The following is a 19,675-nucleotide window of genomic DNA, read 5'->3' on the forward strand; positions in this document are numbered from 1 at the left end:
CTTACTGTATAGTATACATATTGCTCTCGTGCCGCTCAAGGGGGCGTGATCCATTGTTATGATTACAATTTTGAACAATTTGCCGGGTTATTGCCCGCATGAGATGAGAGGTTTATAATATAGGAAGCTTCTAACAACCCATTTTTTATTTTACAGACATGATGCGCATGCGTAACAGCGGTCATGTTTATTTTATGGTTATCGTTATAATTTGTATCGCATGACGCTTGTGTAAATATTGGACTTGTTAAAGTGCATCAACATCATGTACCCCACGCAAAGAATAGGAGGCTGAATCAATGAGCACCCAAATACTTACTACCGACAAACGTATGCTGGATATTGCCGAAAAAGTGGACAACGGTGTCCGTTTATCGATAGACGATGCTCTGTATATGTATCATTCCGGCGATCTGCTTTCCATCGGGCAGCTGGCCAATGCCGTTAACCGTAAGAAGAACGGCGACAAGGTATATTTTATCGAAAACATGACGCTTTATTTCACGAATGTGTGCGAAGCGCATTGCGCGTTTTGCGGCTACCGCAGAGATCCAGGACAGGAAGGCGCGTTTACTCTCAGCCCGCAGGAAATGATCGATTATGTCGATAAGCATATTCATCCGGGTGTGCGCGAGTTCCATATTACCGGAGGTCATAACCAGACCGTTCCTTTTGAATACTATGTAGAGTCGATCCGCGCTCTTAAAAAGCATTACCCCGACGTTACGATTAAAGCTTACACCGGTGCGGAAATCGAGTTTTTCTCGCGGATCAGCGGTCTGTCCTTTGAGGGCGTGCTTTCCCAGCTGAAGGAAGCCGGACTCGGAACATTAACCGGCGGCGGTGCAGAAATTTTATCGGAACGCTACCGTAAAAAAATGGCCGTCGACAAAGCAACGACTGACCAGTGGTTAGAGGTTCACCGTACCGCGCATAAGCTCGGCTTTAAAACGCATGCGACGATGCTGTACGGCTCCATCGAAACGATTGAAGAGCGGATGCAGCATATGGCTTATTTGCGAGAGCTGCAGGACGAAACAAACGGCTTTATGGTGTTTATTCCGCTGGCTGTTCAGCCGCTAAACCGCAATGCGGGGATTCGCCGCAGGACTTCCGCTTTTGAGGACATGAAGATGATTGCGATCAGCCGCTTGATGCTGGACAACTTCCCGCATATTAAAGCATATTTTATTAACATCGGCACCCAGCTGACGCAAATGGCTCTTACTTTCGGCGCATCCGATGTACACGGTACTCTCGTGAAGGAGCGGATCAGCCATTCCGCAGGCGCACTCAGCGAAGAAGGATTAACGCGCGAAGAGCTTATCTGGCTTGTAAAAGGCGCAGGGAAAATCCCTGTGGAGCGCGACACTTTTTATAACGAAATAAAGGTATATTAAGCATATACTCTGAGAGCAGTCGGTCTCGCCGGCATCTCATACTTACACTGCCGTAAAATACGGCAGAAACGAACCGCGGAAAGGACTTGCATCTGCATGAACAACCTTGTCATTCTTGGAGGCGGCTATGGCGGCCTCACCGTTGCCCACGAATTGCTCGAAGGCGACTTACCCGCCGATGTGGAACTGATCTTAGTGGATCGGATGCCATTTCAAGGCTTAAAGACCGAATATTACGCGCTGGCGGCAGGAACGGTTTCCGACCACGATATCCGTGCACAATTTTCGGAGGATTCCCGGCTAAAAAAGCGCTATGGAGAGGTTACATCCGTAGATTTAGAAAATAAGCTTGTTCACCTGGAAGGACAAGATCCGCTTCCTTACCGCTGGCTTGTGATCGCGCTTGGATGTACGGACCGCTATCATGGAATTCAAGGTGCGCAGCAATTCTCTAACAGCATTCAAACCTTCTCGTCAACCCGCCAAACGTACGCAGCCGTCGGCGATGTGAAGCCGTATGGCCAGGTTACGATCGTAGGAGGCGGGTTAAGCGGCGTAGAAATGGCGTCTGAGCTGCGCGAAAGCCGTCCGGACCTGAACATCCGGATTTTGGACCGCGGCGCCAGTATCTTGTCTGCATTCCCGGAAAAACTGCAGCAGTATGTGCGCTCGTGGTTTTATGAGCATAATGTCGAGATGCAGGGGAATGTTTCTCTGACTCGATTGGAAGAAGGCGTTTTATACAATCGTGACGAGCTAATCTACACGGATGTCACGGTTTGGACAGCGGGAATTCAACCGGTTGAGGTCGTCCAAAACATCGATCTTCCGAAAGATAACTCCGGCCGATTGATCATTAATCAGGACCATCAGCTTCCTTCCCATCCGGGCGTGTTTATCGTCGGCGACTGTGCGAGCATCCCTTTTTCGCCGAGTGCACAGGCAGCGGAAGCCCAGGGGCTCCAGGTTGCAGAATTAATCAAGTCGGAATGGTTTGGCCATGCCCCTCGTTTAACGAAGATTAAATTAAAGGGAGTGCTTGGTTCTCTCGGCAAAAAAGCGGGCTTCGGCCTCATGGGCAAAACCTCGATCGTCGGCCGCGTGCCGCGGGTACTGAAGTCGGGCGTGCTCTGGATGTCCAAAAATCATTTCGGGTAATCTAACAAAGGCCGCCGGTTATTCGAACTGCTTCAGCCAGTCACGAATGACCTCCTCAATTTTTTCATGGAGCTTGTCGGCGGTTTCGGCTTCGATGATTTCGCCGTTTACGAGCGCGTAGGGGGCCAGGTAGCAGTGTCCGCAATTGCCAAGACAGCCATATTCAATGACATCGTAATCCGGATTTTGTTCTAATGCCTTCATCACTTGATCCGTTCCATGGTGCATATTGCTGGCACAAAATTCGATAATCGGTCTCATTACAGTTTCCCCTTTTAAGTTTTGATTTGTTATTTTATAATATATGAAAGAAAGGAGCTGTATCAAATGAGCGAAACTCAAGGCACAACGATTTATGATGAGGTTCAAGAGGTATTAGAAAAGCTACGCCCGTTCCTTCAACGCGACGGCGGCGACGTTGAACTCGTAGACATCGAGGACGGCATCGTTAAGCTTAAGCTGATGGGTGCATGCGGCAGCTGCCCGAGCTCTACGATCACGCTTAAAGCGGGTATCGAGCGCGCACTTCTTGAAGAAGTCGAAGGTGTAACCGAAGTTATGCAAGTATTTTAATGAACGGATGGAGTTCATTATAAAAGGCTTGGCGCTGAGCGCCAAGCCTTTCTTATGTAGTGGGCACGATCGTGCGAATCGGGTCGAGCCCGCCGGTAATATCGATCGTATTGCCTGTAATGAAGTCGGATTCATCTTGACATAAGAAGCGGATCACCCGTGCAACATCCTCTCCGCTACCAGGTCGGCCTCTCGGCGTCTCCTGATCGGAATGCTGCCTCGCCTCAGCAATGCCAAGCTCCTTAAACATGCCCCGAATATCCCCGGGACAAACCATGTTTACAGTAATTCCGTAAGGTGCCTCTTCGAGGGCCAACGATTTGGTAAAGGAGGCCAAGCCTACCTTAGCGGCGGCATAAACAGCACGATGCTGCCACCCCCTCGTTTCCCCCGCATGACCGAATCCGAAGTGAATAATCCGGCCCCAGCGCTTTTGACGCATAGCAGGGATAACAAGCCTGTCGAGCTCCATCACCCCGATTAAATTGCCGTACAGTAAATAATCGATATCTGCTGTCTCATATTCGATAAAGCATTTGCGATCGCGGATAAACGGCCCGGCATTGTTAACCACAATATCGATTTCGCCGAGCTCCTTGCGGATTTCCGTTACCATCCTGAAAATCGCTTCCCGGTCCGACATATCCGCCTTAACAGCGAAGGCTCGTACATGGCGCTTCTGCAGCTCAGAAACAAGGCTCTGCGCTTCCTGTTCGCTGCGGACGTAACTAATGGCCACATCGCAGCCCATGTCCGCCAGAGCCAATGCCGTCGCTTTGCCAAGCCCCTTGGCTCCTCCGGTAACTAATGCTATTTTCCGTTCCCGTATCGGTTCCATTACGACCTCCGGTTTCGCCTTTGATCCATTACGGATTTTCTTGCGCAATAACTGAATACTGTCGTTAATGAACTGGTAGCCATCTCAAGCGCCTGCAGAATGTCAAAGTAATTCCGCTCCAGATCCTCCACGCGGCGCAGCGGGTCAAATTTGCCCCGCCCTGAAATCGAGTCGTTAAGCAGCTCGTAATTAATCGAGTGAATTTCAAAATTGCGCTGCTCCCGCAGCCGCTTCAACGCGATCTCATACTTTTCCTTCAGGCGGTCGAGTTCCGCGGAAAGCTCGGGCTCGTATTTCTTCTCCCGCATTTCACGAAGCACGGTAAAATACGAAAACCGCGGCTTCACACGTTCCGTATGCACGCCTAAATACTCATTCATAAAATATCCAAGCTTATCGAGCAGCGAGAATACGCGGATAAACGCATTCTTGTAAAAATATAAGTAGGTCCGGTAATTGACCCGCTCTTCTTCATTCATATGCTCTACTGCCGACAATTTAATCCGGTGCCGATACTTTTCGCTTGCATAGATGCTTTGTTCCAGCTCCTCCAAGGCGTCGATCAAACCCATAGCCCAGCGTTCCTGCTCGATCAGCTTTGGATCGCCGTTATTTTTTCCTGGAGAAGAAGCCGGATTTCCAATTTTCCTGCAAAACTGTACGATGGCCTGCTTCGCTTCCAGCAGCGAGCCTTCGTCTTTACGTTTCGGTTCATTGAACAGCTCTCGCAGCAACAGCATCACACCTCATTATGCAAAATATTGTTTCCACCTGCTGTCTACCAGCTTTACGATATCCTCCCGCGGGAACAATTCATCCGGGTATCCCGGCTTCATACGCGCATCGATGACGATCGGCAGCGTATATTCAAGATGATGCTTACGTACCTGAGCATCCATCACCATATCACTCGCCGGATTGAAGCGTGTGAACACCGTCCAGAGGAAGGAAAGCTGACTTTCGGCGATCGCTGCATCGTCCGCGATAATAATGAGCGGCCAATGGGACAAATGCTTTACCCTAGGCAGCAATCGCTGTGCAAAATCCGGCGCAGCCGTATAGGAAGGTCCGGATACAACTAAACAGCCTTTACAGTACGGACGGATATCGTCGATTTCGGCAATCGGTCCTTCATTGTACACTGCGGGAAGCTCCCGCTTCTTGTCCGGACCTACGCCAAGCAGCAGCGCCTTGCTGCCGTGATTTAAGCGGTCGCCGGTATAATCCAGCGTATCATGCGACGTATTGCCAAAGATAAACAAATCGGAGCCCGGATCAAACCGCTCCAATACCGTTTCCAGCAGCACATCGAAACGGTCGAGCGGAACCGGACGGTCCGTTACGATTAAAAATTTCGTCAGGCGCAGCTGCCCTTCGCCGAGAATGCGGAACGCTGTGCTTAGCGCCTCGCGTGAATAGCTTTCCCGCACAATGGCGGCTGCCAGCGGATGAACGCCGGTTTCCGCGTAGGCCCACAGCTCTTTAACCCCCGACATCGCCATCGGGAAAGCTGGCGCCAGCAGACGCTGTAAGAACTCGCCAAGGAAATAATCCTCTTGGCGCGGCTTGCCCACGATCGTCGCCGGATAAATGGCGTCCTTCCGGTGCCATACGCGGTCGACGTTGAACACCGGGAACTCATGCGCCAGCGAGTAGTAGCCAAAATGGTCGCCGAACGGCCCTTCCATTCTGCGCTCGTGCGGCGGAACCTTGCCGCAAATCGCAAATTCCGCTTCCGCGACTAGCCGATGGCCGCCGTAAGGGTCCTGCGTCACGCGAAGCTTCTTATTGAGCATCAGCGAGGTCAACATCAGCTCCGGCAAATGCTCGGGCACCGGTGCAATCGCTGAAGCGATCAAAGCCGGTGGTCCCCCTAGGAATACAGTTACAGGGAGCGCTTCCCCGCGCTTCTCCGCTTCGTGGTAATGGAAGCCGCCGCCCTTATGAATCTGCCAATGCATACCGGTCGTTTGGTCATCGTATACCTGCATCCGGTACATCCCGAGATTATGCGCACGTGTTTCCGGATGCTCCGTATACACCAACGGTAAGGTAACGAAAGGCCCGCCGTCCTCCTGCCAGCTTGTCAGGACGGGAAGCCCCTGAAGCGGATTCTCCCGCCTCACATTGCCGAGAATCGGCGCTTCCTTGCCATCGATCTGCTTCGTTCCGACCTTCATGAGATCCATGATCATGCTGCGGTGTTCCCACAATGCTTTCGGCGTAGGTGGAATCAGCGTATGCATTGCACCTACGACTTCCTTCATAAACTGCTCGGGCTTCGGTCCGAAGGCTAGGTCAACCCGGCGGCTTGTCCCGAACAAGTTCGTTACGACCGGAAACGAGCTGCCTTTTACATTCGTGAAAAGCAGCGCAGGTCCGCCCTCGTCAATGACTCTGCGGTGAATTTCCGCCAGCTCCAAATACGGATCAACCGGCTCGGAGATGATGACAAGTTCATTTTCTCTTTTTAAATACTCCAAGAAGGAGCGCAAATTATCAAATACCACAGCAAGAACCCCTCTCTAACGGCGTCGAACGACCGTCGCGAGGCTTATATACGCAAGCACAGCGAATAAAGCCGAAACCACGACGACGTGCAGTAAAATCGAGAACAAATACCACTCTCTCTCCACAGAAAACACAAGCAGAGCGCCGCTGATCACTTGCAGGGATACCAAGTAAGCAGCCCAGGCCCCCACCGTCCGGATTACACCGCCCTGTCCTCTTGCCAAATACGCCAAACGCAGGACAAGAATAAACAACACGGCTGCCGCTAAACGGTGCACAAACACAATGGCGGTCGCCCCTTGCAAATCGGGAATCAGCTCTCCGTTGCAAAGCGGCCAGCCTGTACAGCCGCCGATCGAAGAGGTGTGCTTGACGAATGCACCCAAGTAAACAACGACATAACTGAAAACCGCAGTAAACCAAGACAAATATCGAAATTCGCTCGAAAATACCGTCGGCATTCCGCCAAACGTCGTTTTGCTTGTTGAGTTGAACTCCTCCCGCACGGCCATGGCCAGCAAATAGGTACTGGCGAAGGCGGTCAAAGAAAAGCCGAAGTGCAGTGCCATAACGGCCGAGGATTGAGGCTTTACAACCGCTAATGCACCCAGGATAGCTTGAAGAAAAGTGAAAAAGAACGTACTGCCAATGTACCACTTGGCATCCTTCCGATGTTTCAGCCCGACAAAAACAGCAATGGTAGTAGCAAGCACCAGCAGTCCGATGATTCCGGTCGTTAGACGATGAGTGTACTCGATTAAGGATTCAATCGTATAAGCAGGTACAAAACGGCCGTTGCAGAGCGGCCAATCGTCGCCGCAGCCCATTCCCGATTCGGTATTTGTAACAACGGCCCCCATCAGCACCACGATGAACATGCCGATGAATGTTAAGTTAGATAGCCATGAAATTGTGCGTTTCAAAAGTATACACCTGCTTTAGCTAAAATCATACAACCTTCATTATACCGTTTCAAAAAAGGGAATTCCATGTCGTTTGGTGACAAAACCTTGACCATGGAAAAAGCCGCCCATCCATTGAGGACAAGCGGCTTCTCACGGCTTTGAATTAACCTACTGAATTACCCCACCACCCGGGCAGGATATCGTTACTTAGTCCGGCTTCGCTAAACTGGCCGATACTTCAACCACACGGTCTAAAAACTGCTCGATCTCTTCCCGTGTCTTACGAAGCTTGCTTACGAAACGAATCGTTTCCTTGCCGTTAACGAAAGCAACAAAGCTCGGAATCCCAAGAATGCCAAGGCGTTCACAAAGATCCGGCAGATCATCGCGATCCGCTTCCATTAGCTGAAGACGGTCGGCGTAAGCCTGCTCCACCTCGGGCATAAACGGGTCAATGTAATGACAATCCTTGCACCAGGTTGTTTTAAAAACGACGACCGTTGGCTTCGCCGAGGATATAGCTTCTTCAAATGCTTGCTCCGATGTAATCTTGTTCATCGTTCCCACTCCTTGTAAAGCGATTTTGGAACCTTCAGCCATTTTACAAGGTTATAGCATTCCCACCCGAGAAAGTCAACGGCGCGTTTACGTTAAGCAATTATTCCTTCGTAATTTCAACCGTACGGGTTTCCGGTGTCCAGTTTACTTCTGCGCCAAGCACATCAGCGATAAACGCAACTGGAACAAATGTTGTGCCTTCATAGTTGTCAGGTGCTTCCGGAAGCTCAACCGCATTGCCGTTAACGGTTGCTGTTTTGCTGCCTACAACAAGCTCAATGGTTGTGCCGTTGAAGTCTTTAACCGTTACCTGCTGCTTTACACCATCCCATGTTACCTTCGCGCCAAGGCGCTCGGAGATCATGCGGGTCGGTACCATAGTCGTACCTTGACCTTTAATGTAAGGAGTGAAAGGCGATGTATAGCCAGTATCCTCTTCGTCAAGCATGAGGGTAAGGCTTCTTTTCGTAATTTTCAAATCGTTTTTCAAGAAATCATAAAGCAGGGACTTTTTGTCGATATTTTCCAAGAAATGCTCCGGCGTTGCATTTTCCTCATCGATTGTGTACGGCTCGCCTTCAATCGTATCAATTGCCGTTACTTTGCCAAGATTCCAATACTCATCTTCCATTGTCAATGTAATGGAGCGAAGATCATCCGATTCCTTGGCTTCGCCTTTTTTCGGCTTCATCACAAATTCGAAATTCGATTTACGCGGGTTCATATCCTCATCAAAGTACATGTTGCTCTTGATATAGGTATTTTCGTCCAACGGGAAGTTTTCTTCCGCCTCTGCCAGCTTCGCGTCTATATCTACAAGAAGCTGATCCGTCAACATTTTGATTTGTGTATAAGCTAGATCGATCGCCAGCGTTTTGTCCGCCAATACCGTCGACAACATAGCTCCTGCTTCGGATTGAGCAATCTCCTCGTTCTTAGCAAGGTCGTTGAGCATAGGCAGCATCATGTCGTAAAGAACGCTGAGCAGCTCCTTAATCCCTTCTTCGTCCTTAAGCACGCTTACGATGAACTCCTTGCCCAGCTTTACAAACTCCGTGCCATAAACTTCGGCATGAAGCTTATGCAGGGATACCGTCTCACCGTGAACCTGTTCGCTGACCTTTTCCACCGAAATTACATTCGGGTTCGGTAAGTTTTCAACAAACAGCCCGCTCACAGCTGCAATATACTCATCGGTATGCTTCAAAGCAGCTTCTTGCAGAGCCTTGATATCAAAAGGCATTGCCGCCGCTTGTTCAGCAGGAATTCCACTAAGGCCAAACAGCGGAACCTCGATTGGCTTCTTCATGCCTTCCGCTGTGAAGAGCAGCTTTTCCGAATTTGTTACTGCTTCAAATGGAATGCTGCCTTTTCCAAATTCAAGCGTTCCCTTCAAGGAAGCGTTCTGACGGTCCAGTGCTTTCATCGAAGTTACGTTAAAAGTAACGGATTGGAATAATTTCAACATCTTCTCAGCTTGCTCGTCTGCCCCGTCAAATGCCTTTTCATTAACGTCGAGCTTTAACGACATTTTAAAAGACCCTTCATAATTTTGCATCTTCGTCGACGCAGTCAGTGCTTTGTTGACGTCAAATCCATTAACTGCTTCACAGCCCGTCAAAACAACGAGGAGCAGCGCCAACACTCCGCTCAGCCAAACTTTCCAACTTTTCGGCATGTAAACTCTCCTTTTCCATTTATGTACTTACACCACCATTATACGGGATAAACAGCATTTTGGTTTCGTACAAGCTAAATAAAAGTTTTTTATCAGCCAAATCGACATATGATAGGTAAAAAGAGTTTGGAGGGGCGGACGACGTGTCAATTCGACATTCATCAGGTTGGAAGCAATTGGCGGATAAAATAGCCGGCGCACCCTTACATTTGCTGCGCTACCTGCAGTCGAAGCTCGGTGCGCTGCTGCTGGACGAAAAGGAGCCGGGGACCGAATCGATTGCTGTATCGAAAAAAGTATGGGCCGCCGTACGCACCCAGCTCCTCGACATGCTGAATTCGGCTTCCGGGGAAGCGGCCGTCTTAGAAAGCGCGGAACAGTTCCGACTTCGATTGCGGGCAGCCGATCTAGCATTGGTCCAAGAAATCGATGAGGATACAAAACGCTTGAACCGAAACAATGTAACCCGTACCGAGGCCTACTATCATTCCTTTATGCGCTGTCCGGAACTTCACTGGGCCCTGCTTGCACACATGGTTTCCCGCAACGGCGGCTGGAGCATGACCGATTTAAAAGGGGATCTGCTGCCGCACCTCATGGACTCGGCAAAAGCGGAAACCTTATTTCAATTTTTGGAAAAAGCGAACTGGCTGATTTTCCAAGATGCCTACCCGCAGCTGCTGCTTTATGAAAAAAGCCGAAAACATGGCCGCTCCCTTTTTTATTTGCTGCCGGCTTTCTCCGTATCCCGCTTTATGCGGCCGATTTGGGAAAGCTTCTGGGAAAATCGCAGCTCCGCGATGCTGACGATCGGCTTGATCATTAACGAGCAGCATTATATCGAACAGCGAATCCTGCAGGACGAATACTGGAAACAGCAGGTAGTGGATACCTTAACGTTTAAAGTACAATCGCTGCTGCAGCTGAACCAAGTCTTTTTTCCGATGAAGGAGATTGGACAGCGGGATGTGCCCTTGGCCGGATTAATAGTAGAGCAGTTTTCCAGCCTAGAGGAGCGCATTGAATTTGGCAAAAAGCTGTACGCCATGCTGTTCGGTATTCCCTCCGTTTCCGAAGGCGCCCGCCGGTTTGCCCAGGCAAGGCGGCATACCGGGTCTCGGGCCGATTACTGGCCGCATCTTTTTGCCACGGTGCGAAAATCACCGGCTGCGGCTGTATACAAGCGGCGGCTTGACGGAGAACGTCTGCTGGAGGATGCCGAGCCGTTTTACAGCCCTCCGCTCAACCAAGCGTGGCCCGATCAACGGCATCCCGAGCCGGATCGCAGCGATTGGTTTATAAATACGTCAGCGTTTCGGTACATGCGAAGCGTTGAGCCGCCGTTCCCTTACGAGATGTCGGATGAAGCCATGTTTGGGCTGAACAAGATTGAACTGGCTGTGCTCGCCGGCGAAGCGTTGAAGTAACGATTCAAACGTTTCTCCCCATTTGAGAATATCCCGACAAACAAACAAGCCGCTTGGGCGATCTGCCCTTGCGGCTTGTTATATAACCAGCAGCATCCCGATCTACGACTGGACCTGCTGCTTCTTGCTCTTACGGTCAAGACGGTTCGCCAGCTTGCGAAGCGGCCCCGGCATCCGCCGCAGCTCATCCGCAGTTACTACGCGGAACAAGGCCAGCAGCGCAGCGTACAGGATTACGGTCAGCATACCGATCAATACACAGTGCAGCGCGTAACTGCCGCGAAGAGCCCAGCCCTCCGCTCCGAACATAACGTGCTTCTGTAAAAGCTGCTGAAGGCCGATTCCCGCCGCCGATATAATCGCAATAACGCTCAGTAAGCCCGCCCAGCGCTTTCGATCGAAGAAGCGCACCTGCGCCTGCTTTCGCATCGCGCGAAGGTTTAACGTCATGGTCACGATAAAAGCCAGCGCCGTCGAAACAATCGCACCCTGTACGCCAAACAGCGGCACAAGCGCAAAATTGCCAACAAGCTTCACAACAAGGCCAATCGCAACAAAGACCACCTGAGCACGGACAATCCCCATGCCCATCAAGATCGCCGATGAAGTTAGCATGACAATTTGAAACATCGCGCTAACGGTTAAACCCGAAATCGTTAGGGAGCCCTCGGTATCCGTAAAAATGAGACCATTCAGCGGATGCGCTGCCAAAGCAAAAAACAGCACTAGCGGCAAACCCGATAACACACCGAGCCGCAGAGCCATAGAAGCCTGCCGCTCAACTTCAGGCCGATCTCCTCTAGCATGCGCAGCCGATACGATCGGTACAATTGACTGGCTGATCGCAATAGCCAAAATAACAGGGATTCCTGCTATAGACTGAGCCCGCGCTGTCAGTATCCCTAAAATCTCGATCGCTTTCAGCTGTTCCATCTGTGATTTCAACAATGCGACAATGCTGGAGCTGTCGATTAAATAAACGAGGTTGACCATGGTCGAAATAATCGCAATCGGCACGCCATAAGCCAGCATTTGCTTATAAATGCCTCTGAGCCGCTGCGGGTCCGTCCCCGAAGTATTCCCCGCCGTCTCGCCCTGCTTCCTTGCAGCCAAGCTTTGGTCGACCGCAGAAACCGCCGTCGACGTCCCGCCGGTAGGGACAACCTCAGCGGTCCCCGCCGCATCAGCCGGGGCCCCCGATTCCTGACGGTCCCTGCGCTTCAAGCGAAGCCATGCTATGCCCATCACGGCTAGTGCCGCAATCGCTCCGATGACCCCGCCGAAGGAGGCGCCCGCGACGGCCCACTCCATGCTCGTGCCTAATTCGAGCAGCACGTAAGCAAGCAGCACCGCCGAGCCGACCCGAAGAATTTGCTCGATGATTTGCGAGATCCCATTCGATACCATCTGCTGACGCCCCTGAAAATACCCGCGAAGAATCGCGACTAACGGAAAAAACAGCAGTGCCGGAGCAAGCGCCCGAATCGCCCAAACCGCGTCTGGGGTGTGGCTGATATGTACCGCATAGAAAGGGGCAGCCGCATACAACCCGACGCTTGCAACAACGCCTGCCGCAAGCGAAAACCAAACAGCCGCACGGAATACGCGTTCCGCTTCATCTATGCGGCCGACCGCATAACGTTCCGAGACCATTTTACTAAGCGTACTTGGAATCCCCGCCGTCGCCACTACTAATAAAGTTAAATAAATGTTTGAGGCCACGCCGAAGGATGCCATACCGGCATCCTGCAGCAGCTGCTGCAGCGGAACCCGCTGCACAACGCCCAAAAACCGCGCAACAAAGGCGGCGAGCGTTAAAACTAACGTTCCTTTTAACAACGAATCCTTCGACAAATTTAACCCACCTACTATCGTTTACTGAAGAGGCTCAAGCGGCTGATGATTTCCGTACTTCGGCGCCGCTCCCCGCGGAGCCCCCGCCCAGCGAATGCCATTAAAGATCACTTTTAACACATCTTTGTTATAGTAAGTCGGGTACGTTTCATGCCCCGGACGGAAATAAAAGATTTTCCCCTGTCCGCGATAGAACGTACAGCCGCTGCGGAATACTTCCCCGCCTTGAAACCAGCTGACGAACACCAGCTCATCTGGAGCCGGAATATCAAAATGCTCGCCGTACATTTCCTCATGCTCAATCTCAAAATACTCCCCGAGACCTGCAGCGATCGGATGGGCAGGATTGACTACCCAGACACGCTCTTTTTCATTCGCTTCCCGCCACTTCAGATCACAGGTTGTGCCCATCAGCCTTTTAAAAATTTTCGAGAAATGGCCGGAATGCAGCACGACAAGACCCATGCCCTCAAGCACCCGTTTATGTACTCTGGCAACGATCTCGTCCGATACTTCCTCGTGTGCGATATGCCCCCACCAAACAAGCACATCGGTTTGATCCAGAACAGCTTGCGATAAGCCATGCTCCGGCTCGTCTAATGTCGCGAAGCGGATGGTCAAATCGTCGGAAGCAATTCCATCTGCTATTGCTCCGTGCAGTCCTTTTGGATAAAGCTCAGAAACCTTCGGATTTTTTTTCTCATGGCGATGTTCATTCCAAATCGTCACGTTCATCCTGATCTTCCTCCTAATCTGGTAGCTGAGATTCGGCTTCGGGCCTGCCTCGTTCTCCTGTGATCCAGCCTCACATAACAATAGACGTTCGCTCTCTTGCTTGCAGCTAGTAATTCTCTAGAACCAAATCCAAAACACGAACAGTACGATCATGAACACCTGCAGCACCGTTTTGACAACAATGCCTGATAACAGTCCGACAACCGAGCCCCAGCCGACCTTCATTAAATGTTGCGTATCTCTTGAGACGGTAAGCTCACCAAGTACTGCGCCGAGAAACGGACCCGCTACGAGACCGACAACCGGAATCACGAACGGCCCGATAATAATGCCGATCGTCGAACCGATGACTGACGCCCTCGAGCCGCCGTACCGGTTCACCCCCCAAGCGCCAACCGCATAATCGGCTACAAAAATTACAACGGTAATAAACGTCTGAATGACCCAGAACCAGACGTTCAGCTGCTCGAATCCGAAGAAGAAGCCATATACAAAGAAAGCCCCGTAAACTGCCAGTACCCCCGGCAAAATAGGGAACACAGCCCCGGCCATCCCGACTATAAACAATGCGATGACCAGCACCCATCCTATGATGTCCATCATCCGAGATCACTCCCCGTCTTTCAAAATATAGCGGCGAATGATCTGCGCAACCCCATCCTCTTTGTTCGTCGCTGTTACCTCGTCGGCCAGCTCCTTCACCGCATCCTGAGCATTCCCCATCGCGACCCCGAGTCCTGCCTCGCGAATCATCGACACGTCATTGAGGCTGTCTCCTGCCGCAACGGCTTGCGACATCTCAATCCCGAGGAGGGTGCATACTTGCCGCAGGCCGGCCGCCTTATGGATACCGAGCGGATTCAGCTCCAAATTACAGGGATGGGAGTTTGTAATTTCAAACTTCCCCATGGCCTCGGCTTCCTGTCTCATTTTCTGCAGCACGGGTATATTTTCCGTATAATAGCCGAATTTTAACCATTCCAATGCCAGCGCATCCTCGGCCCAATCTTGCTTATTATAGACGCGCTCAACGGAATAAGCCCAATACCACGGCTCTTCGAACCGCAGTGCAATATTCCGCAGACGCAGCACGTCGTCTGCATCCATCAAAGTTCGCGAATGCAGCTCGCCGGCTCTCTTCCAGACCTCGCTGCCGTTCACCGTCACCATCGGCGAATCCAGCAGCTCCAGCTCCTCCGCGTAAGGCAGAGCGCTTTGAAACCCGCGGCCGGTTGCGAAGCATACGGTAACTCCGGCTTCCGCCGCCCTGCGTATCCAATACTTATTTTCAGCCGAAACGGTTTTGTCTTCCGTCAACAATGTTCCGTCCATATCCAAAGCCAGCAAGCGGTAATTCGGCATAACATTTGCTCCCTTCGTTATCGCGGCTGGACTGTTCCTGCCGGCTGTTCAATATACGCGCGATGCCATAGCGCGAACATATAAACGACCCAGAGCTTGCGTGCATAATCTCCGCGGCCCTCGCGATGGTTTTCCAGCATTTTGCGGACGTAGCCCATTTGGAAGTAATCCTCGATCCCGCTGGACTGGATTTGCTCGAACATTTGAACACCGCGTTCGCCCTTCACCCAATCCCGCAGCGGGACTGGAAACCCGAGCTTCGGGCGGTTCATAATGAAATCCGGCACGATTCCCTGCATTGCCTTGCGGAACACCGCCTTCGTCGTTCCGTCGGCTATCCGCTGGCTTGCCGGGATGCGGCGGGCAACGTCAAACATTTCAACGTCCAAGAAAGGAACGCGCAGCTCCAAGGAATGCGCCATCGTCATTTTATCGGCTTTCATTAAAATATCGCCAGGCATCCACAAATTCATATCGATATACTGCATCCGTGTCACCGGATCAAGATGCGTCGTTTTCTTATAAAACTTTTGTGCCGTCTGCCACGGATTCAGATACGAAGCGAGCAGCTCCGGCTCCACCTTCAGCAATTCGGCCTTCATATCCTCGGTAAAAATTTTCGCATTACCGAGGAAGCGCTGCTCCAGCGGCGTCGTACCGCGCAGCAAATAATTGCGGCCCGGCAGGCCGGACGGCATCAGCCGCACCAACCGCGCAAGCAGCCGCTTCAGCGGCATAGGCAGCGCGTCAACCGCGCGCAGCGCCTGCGGCTCGCGGTAAATGCGGTACCCGCCGAACAGCTCGTCGGCGCCTTCGCCGGACAGCACCACCGTGACATGCTCGCGTGCTAGAGCCGCCACATGATAAAGCGCGATCGCGGAAGGATCGGCCACCGGCTCGTCTTGGTGCCAGGAAGCGCGCTCCAGCGAATCAAAATAATCCGCTTCAGTAATGATTTTCGCGTAATGCTCCGTACCGAGCGCCTTCGCCGATTCATAAGCAATCTCTGTCTCATTGTTTGGTCCTTCAAAGCCGACGGAGAATGTTTTGATCGGCTCAATCGCGCGCATATGCGCTGCGATCGCCGTGGAGTCGATTCCGCTGGACAAGAAGCAGCCGCGCGGAACATCGCTTTGCATGTGAGCCGCCACGGATTCCTTGAGCGTTTCGCGGATCTGTTCAATCGATTCGGAAAGAGGCTTACTCTCATTAGGCTCAAACATCGGGTCCCAATACCGTCGAAGCGTAATTTTACCGTCATCTGAAACCTTTATGGTGTGACCCGGAGGCAGCTTGTATATCCCTTCAAACATCGTTAGCGGCTCCGGCACATATTGGAATGTTACATAATTCAGCAGGCTTTCCCGCTGCACCGCGCGCTTCATTCCTGCGGCAAGCAGGCTTTTCATTTCCGAGCCGAATAAAAAGCGCTGGCCGTCCTGACAATAATAAAAGGGCTTAATTCCAAAATGATCTCTAGCGCCGAAGAGTGTCCGCTTGCGCCGATCCCAGATGGCAAAGCCAAACATGCCGCGCAGCTTTTCCACGCAGGCTTCGCCGAACTCTTCATATAAATGAACAATTACTTCGGTATCCGTATGTGTTTTGAATTGATGCCCGCGGCCGATTAGCATTTCGCGCAGCGGCTTATAATTATAAATTTCACCGTTAAAAGCAATCCAGACGCTTTCATCCTCATTGCTTAGCGGTTGATGGCCTTCGGCCAAATCAATAATCGATAATCGGCGGAACCCTAAACCAATCCCTGGATCCGTCCAGGTGCCAAAGTCGTCGGGACCACGATGAACGATTTGCGATGTCATTCGCTCCAGCTCATCTGCCCCCGGCACCGTATGATCAAAGTATACAACTCCGCATATTCCGCACATAGCACTTACGTTCCCTTCTATATTGACTAATGACTCATTATAGCATAAGCAGCCTCTAGTTCCGAACTGTACTGAAAATATGAAAACCACGTAAATGTGCAAAATGTCTTTTCATAAATGCTAAAAAGATGTAGAGTTAAATAAAAGCAAATTTCGACAATTAGCGACACGTTCATTACCCTTCTGATATAAGAAAGGAATTTGGTATGATTGACTTTTTGAAGGAATACATACTCATCGTGCTTTTAGCCACGATTCCCAACGTCTATATTTCTACGCTGTTCAGCTTCTGCTTCTGGGGGCATCCCCTTCGAAATTTATGGAAAACGACGCTGATCTATGCGACTACGGTAGCTCTTTACTCGAACTTCATGTTTTTGCTTCTGCCGCCGCCTTGGCGACCGATTCACTTTTTAGCAGCGCTGTTCGTATTTTTTTGGGTTGCCTTCCGCTGGCTCCCGACCGGTGAGAGAATCCGTATATTTACCTTGTCCGCTGTCAGCAACATTTTAATCGAAATTATCGGCGGAACCTTTGTGATGGCGGTAAGCGCTAATGCGTACGGTACGAGAACAGCTGCCATGCTGCTGCTTTCCATGCTGCCTGGCCTCCTCACTGCGTCTGTATTGACCTATCTTATGATCAAACACCGTTGGTACCCGGGCATCAAGATCTCCAACTGGCTTACCTTGAACAAAAAGTCGCGCACCTATCTTCATGTATCTACGTTTATCGTCGTCCAGCTGCTGCTAGTTCTCTTTGTCCTTGTATTTTCGGTCAGCAATTTAAATTATTGGGTGTATTTAATTGTTTGCTTAATTGCAGCGGTGGGAGTCCTCATTATTTATAAGCTCCTCATGCTCGTTACGAAAGAAAAGGATGCAGCCGTAGGAATGACTCAGCAGCTTTATATTGATGACGTTAACCAAATGTTTACCGCCATCCGGGGCCAGAGACATGACTTTCTAAATCACGTACAGGTGCTTCAGGCCATGCTTCAGCGCAAAAAATTCGAGGATTTAGACCGGTACCTAGGCGAGCTCGTCGGAGAAATTAAGGACATTAACGATATCATCGGAATCGGCGACCCTGCCTTTGCCGCACTGGTCCAATCCAAATTAACCCGCGCACTCGACAAAAAAATCGACTTTCGGTTTTCGTTTCATGGTCTTGATCAGCTTCGTTTAGGGGTGAAAACACTCGATATCGTCAAAATTTCAGGCAATTTAATCGATAATGCTTTCGATGAGGTAGAAAAACTGGAAAGTGATTTGCGATGGGTAGACATTAGAGGCTGGATCGAGGAAAACGAGCTGCATCTTGAAGTCAGCAACCCCGGAAAGCTAATATCCGAGGCCGAAAAGGAGCTTCTCTTCTTCCCCGGATATTCAACAAAAGGAACCGGCGTCCATTCCGGACTCGGACTTTCAATCGTAAAAGAATGCATCGAGCGTTATAACGGGCGGATTGAGGTAACCAGCTGCCCGGAGGGAGGAAATACGTTCGGGATTGTGATCCCGATGACTTTTACTTCCGTGTAGTGCCCTCCAAATACGAAAGCAGTTCCTCTAGAGAGCGAATGCCTTCTCCCTCCTGATAGTCATACCGCAATATCCGTACGGCGTCGATCCCGACTTGGTTCGGCGCCCAAATATCGTTCACCGCGTGGTCCCCGACATAAAGCACCTGGTCAGCCTTTAACGCCGTGCGCTCCAGCGCAAGCGAGAAAATCGCCGGATCCGGTTTTTCCAAACCGACCACCGTTGAGACGAAGATATCCTCAAAGTAAGCATCGATTCCTTTTTCCTTAAGAATAGCGGAAAGCGTCGGGGCAAAATTTGAAATAACCGCAAGTCGGTATCCTTTCGCTTTCAGCTGCTCCAGAACAGGAATGACATCATCAAATAATCGATAATGCTCCGGCCCGGTAAAAATATCGTATAATTCATGACAGCAGCGGTGGATCTGCTCTGCCGACCACTCTTCATGAACGCCTAAGTGGTCCATAATGTAACGGTAAATGCCTGACCAAAACTCCCGATCGGTTTCAGCTGAAACCGGAACCGGCTCTCCTTGCCCTTTGTTATAATAAAAAGTTTGAAATGCTTCCTGAAATAAGCTGCCGATCTGCTCCGGCTCCCGATGCAGGGAGCGGTCCTTGAGAAACTGATGTACAATCGACTGCGCTTCCAGAATTGTCATCAGCGTATCGCCTGCATCAAAAAATATTGCTTCATATCGCATGAATGCAATTCCTTTCTGTAAGCACCTTTATTTTTGCTGCTTTGCCGCTTCGATGAACGCCTGCAGCGCCCCTTCAATCGGGAATGTGCCGACCTTCTGGCCTTTGAAATACAGCGTAACCTCCGCCGCACCTGCAGCGCCTTCAATTTTAATGCTGGTCGTCGTGATGACAAAGCTTCCATCGGGATTTGCCGTATATTTCGCTTCTTTAACTTCTCCGGCCATTTGCTTTAACGCCTCGTCCTTGAATTGGGTAACGAGCTGGCCTCCAACTTCTTTGATTTGATCCGTGTAATTTGCCCCATAAAACACAATTCCGCCTAAAACAGCGAGTACAATGACCCATTTTATGACGGTTTTCACCACGTTAATTACAATCATCAAAACAACTAAAGCCGCAATAATGACAAACCAGCGCTCTTGAACAAATGCAAGCCACTGCTCCACGCGAAATCCCTCCACATGTTGAAAAGTTCACTCCGATTATACACGAGGCATATCGAGAAGGACAACTACGTACAAGTAGTGTAGAGAGCCTTGAGG

Annotated in this window: 19 protein-coding genes; 5 read left to right on the forward strand and 14 right to left on the reverse strand. The window is 50.7% G+C overall.

Going from position 1 to position 19,675, the window contains the following annotated elements:
- Positions 1-299 precede the first annotated feature (299 nt).
- Together mqnE and GQS10_RS07295 are read left to right on the forward strand one after the other, a co-directional pair.
- Complete coding sequence (mqnE, locus tag GQS10_RS07290) at positions 300-1,400, forward strand: aminofutalosine synthase MqnE (RefSeq protein ID WP_166240571.1); 1,101 nt, start codon at positions 300-302, stop codon at positions 1,398-1,400.
- 96 nt (positions 1,401-1,496) lie between these two features.
- Complete coding sequence (locus GQS10_RS07295; RefSeq protein WP_166240573.1) at positions 1,497-2,558, forward strand: NAD(P)/FAD-dependent oxidoreductase; 1,062 nt, start codon at positions 1,497-1,499, stop codon at positions 2,556-2,558.
- A gap of 18 nt (positions 2,559-2,576) precedes the next feature.
- Here the strand turns inward: GQS10_RS07295 and GQS10_RS07300 are convergent, their stop codons facing one another.
- On the reverse strand, positions 2,577-2,819 hold the full coding sequence (locus tag GQS10_RS07300; RefSeq protein ID WP_166240575.1) for a YuzB family protein: 243 nt from the start codon (positions 2,817-2,819) through the stop codon (positions 2,577-2,579).
- Between the two features lie 66 nt (positions 2,820-2,885).
- Between GQS10_RS07300 and GQS10_RS07305 the strand changes: the two genes are divergently transcribed.
- Positions 2,886-3,131, forward strand: a complete 246-nt coding sequence (locus GQS10_RS07305) for a NifU family protein (RefSeq protein ID WP_166240577.1) — start codon at positions 2,886-2,888, stop codon at positions 3,129-3,131.
- Positions 3,132-3,183: 52 nt separating this feature from the next.
- Here the strand turns inward: GQS10_RS07305 and GQS10_RS07310 are convergent, their stop codons facing one another.
- The 6 genes from GQS10_RS07310 to GQS10_RS07335 form a co-directional block, all read right to left on the reverse strand.
- On the reverse strand, positions 3,184-3,969 hold the full coding sequence (locus GQS10_RS07310; protein ID WP_166240579.1) for an SDR family oxidoreductase: 786 nt from the start codon (positions 3,967-3,969) through the stop codon (positions 3,184-3,186).
- Positions 3,969-4,709, reverse strand: coding sequence for a Cthe_2314 family HEPN domain-containing protein (locus GQS10_RS07315; RefSeq protein ID WP_243735018.1), 741 nt, complete (start codon positions 4,707-4,709; stop codon positions 3,969-3,971). Before GQS10_RS07315 ends, GQS10_RS07310 begins: the two co-directional genes overlap by 1 nt.
- Before the next feature lie 9 nt (positions 4,710-4,718).
- The gene (locus GQS10_RS07320; RefSeq protein WP_166240581.1) at positions 4,719-6,479 is read right to left on the reverse strand and encodes a UbiD family decarboxylase; all 1,761 of its coding nucleotides are present in this window, start codon (positions 6,477-6,479) and stop codon (positions 4,719-4,721) included.
- A gap of 15 nt (positions 6,480-6,494) precedes the next feature.
- Positions 6,495-7,403: a COX15/CtaA family protein gene (locus GQS10_RS07325; RefSeq protein WP_243735019.1), complete on the reverse strand. Its 909-nt coding sequence runs from the start codon at positions 7,401-7,403 to the stop codon at positions 6,495-6,497.
- Positions 7,404-7,592: 189 nt separating this feature from the next.
- Entirely contained in the window at positions 7,593-7,943 is a 351-nt protein-coding gene (locus tag GQS10_RS07330) for a thioredoxin family protein (protein WP_166240583.1), read from the reverse strand.
- A gap of 100 nt (positions 7,944-8,043) precedes the next feature.
- A complete protein-coding gene (locus GQS10_RS07335; protein ID WP_166240584.1) occupies positions 8,044-9,621 on the reverse strand; it encodes a copper amine oxidase N-terminal domain-containing protein in 1,578 nt (525 codons plus the stop codon).
- A 143-nt stretch (positions 9,622-9,764) separates the two neighbouring features.
- Between GQS10_RS07335 and GQS10_RS07340 the strand changes: the two genes are divergently transcribed.
- Positions 9,765-11,048 (forward strand): DUF2515 family protein, encoded by a 1,284-nt coding sequence (locus GQS10_RS07340; protein WP_166240586.1) that lies wholly within the window; start codon positions 9,765-9,767, stop codon positions 11,046-11,048.
- A gap of 102 nt (positions 11,049-11,150) precedes the next feature.
- On the opposite strand, the gene GQS10_RS07345 is transcribed toward GQS10_RS07340, so the two are convergent.
- The 5 genes from GQS10_RS07345 to asnB all read right to left on the reverse strand — a co-directional run bounded on the left by GQS10_RS07345 (position 11,151) and on the right by asnB (position 16,888).
- Positions 11,151-12,902 carry a putative polysaccharide biosynthesis protein gene (locus tag GQS10_RS07345; protein ID WP_166240588.1) on the reverse strand — a complete coding sequence of 584 codons (1,752 nt, stop codon included), beginning with the start codon at positions 12,900-12,902 and terminating at the stop codon, positions 11,151-11,153.
- Between the two features lie 21 nt (positions 12,903-12,923).
- Positions 12,924-13,637 (reverse strand): ThuA domain-containing protein, encoded by a 714-nt coding sequence (locus tag GQS10_RS07350; protein ID WP_166240590.1) that lies wholly within the window; start codon positions 13,635-13,637, stop codon positions 12,924-12,926.
- A gap of 117 nt (positions 13,638-13,754) precedes the next feature.
- On the reverse strand, positions 13,755-14,237 hold the full coding sequence (locus GQS10_RS07355; RefSeq protein WP_166240761.1) for a DUF456 domain-containing protein: 483 nt from the start codon (positions 14,235-14,237) through the stop codon (positions 13,755-13,757).
- A 9-nt stretch (positions 14,238-14,246) separates the two neighbouring features.
- On the reverse strand, positions 14,247-14,999 hold the full coding sequence (locus GQS10_RS07360; RefSeq protein ID WP_166240592.1) for a Cof-type HAD-IIB family hydrolase: 753 nt from the start codon (positions 14,997-14,999) through the stop codon (positions 14,247-14,249).
- A gap of 17 nt (positions 15,000-15,016) precedes the next feature.
- Positions 15,017-16,888, reverse strand: coding sequence for an asparagine synthase (glutamine-hydrolyzing) (asnB, locus tag GQS10_RS07365; protein WP_166240594.1), 1,872 nt, complete (start codon positions 16,886-16,888; stop codon positions 15,017-15,019).
- A gap of 206 nt (positions 16,889-17,094) precedes the next feature.
- Between asnB and GQS10_RS07370 the strand changes: the two genes are divergently transcribed.
- Complete coding sequence (locus GQS10_RS07370) at positions 17,095-18,429, forward strand: sensor histidine kinase (protein WP_166240596.1); 1,335 nt, start codon at positions 17,095-17,097, stop codon at positions 18,427-18,429.
- On the opposite strand, the gene GQS10_RS07375 is transcribed toward GQS10_RS07370, so the two are convergent.
- Both GQS10_RS07375 and GQS10_RS07380 read right to left on the reverse strand, forming a co-directional pair.
- A complete protein-coding gene (locus GQS10_RS07375; RefSeq protein ID WP_166240598.1) occupies positions 18,416-19,132 on the reverse strand; it encodes an HAD-IA family hydrolase in 717 nt (238 codons plus the stop codon). The two genes, GQS10_RS07370 and GQS10_RS07375, sit on opposite strands and share 14 nt — an antisense overlap.
- A 27-nt stretch (positions 19,133-19,159) precedes the next feature.
- Positions 19,160-19,579, reverse strand: a complete 420-nt coding sequence (locus GQS10_RS07380) for a hypothetical protein (protein WP_166240600.1) — start codon at positions 19,577-19,579, stop codon at positions 19,160-19,162.
- Between the last annotated feature and the right edge of the window lie 96 nt (positions 19,580-19,675).

Source organism: Paenibacillus turpanensis, assembly GCF_011421635.1.
Taxonomy (GTDB): Bacteria; Bacillota; Bacilli; order Paenibacillales; family YIM-B00363; genus Paenibacillus_AK; species Paenibacillus_AK turpanensis.

Excerpts from the sequence above, each read along its gene's own strand:
- mqnE (WP_166240571.1), top strand. The coding sequence starts at position 300 with ATGAGCACCCAAATACTTACTACCGACAAACGTATGCTGGATATTGCC.
- GQS10_RS07295 (WP_166240573.1), top strand. The coding sequence starts at position 1,497 with ATGAACAACCTTGTCATTCTTGGAGGCGGCTATGGCGGCCTCACCGTT.
- GQS10_RS07300 (WP_166240575.1), bottom strand. The coding sequence starts at position 2,819 with ATGAGACCGATTATCGAATTTTGTGCCAGCAATATGCACCATGGAACG.
- GQS10_RS07305 (WP_166240577.1), top strand. The coding sequence starts at position 2,886 with ATGAGCGAAACTCAAGGCACAACGATTTATGATGAGGTTCAAGAGGTA.
- GQS10_RS07310 (WP_166240579.1), bottom strand. The coding sequence starts at position 3,969 with ATGGAACCGATACGGGAACGGAAAATAGCATTAGTTACCGGAGGAGCC.
- GQS10_RS07315 (WP_243735018.1), bottom strand. The coding sequence starts at position 4,709 with ATGCTGTTGCTGCGAGAGCTGTTCAATGAACCGAAACGTAAAGACGAA.
- GQS10_RS07330 (WP_166240583.1), bottom strand. The coding sequence starts at position 7,943 with ATGAACAAGATTACATCGGAGCAAGCATTTGAAGAAGCTATATCCTCG.
- GQS10_RS07335 (WP_166240584.1), bottom strand. The coding sequence starts at position 9,621 with ATGCCGAAAAGTTGGAAAGTTTGGCTGAGCGGAGTGTTGGCGCTGCTC.
- GQS10_RS07350 (WP_166240590.1), bottom strand. The coding sequence starts at position 13,637 with ATGAACGTGACGATTTGGAATGAACATCGCCATGAGAAAAAAAATCCG.
- GQS10_RS07355 (WP_166240761.1), bottom strand. The coding sequence starts at position 14,237 with ATGGACATCATAGGATGGGTGCTGGTCATCGCATTGTTTATAGTCGGG.
- GQS10_RS07360 (WP_166240592.1), bottom strand. The coding sequence starts at position 14,999 with ATGCCGAATTACCGCTTGCTGGCTTTGGATATGGACGGAACATTGTTG.
- asnB (WP_166240594.1), bottom strand. The coding sequence starts at position 16,888 with ATGTGCGGAATATGCGGAGTTGTATACTTTGATCATACGGTGCCGGGG.
- GQS10_RS07370 (WP_166240596.1), top strand. The coding sequence starts at position 17,095 with ATGATTGACTTTTTGAAGGAATACATACTCATCGTGCTTTTAGCCACG.
- GQS10_RS07375 (WP_166240598.1), bottom strand. The coding sequence starts at position 19,132 with ATGCGATATGAAGCAATATTTTTTGATGCAGGCGATACGCTGATGACA.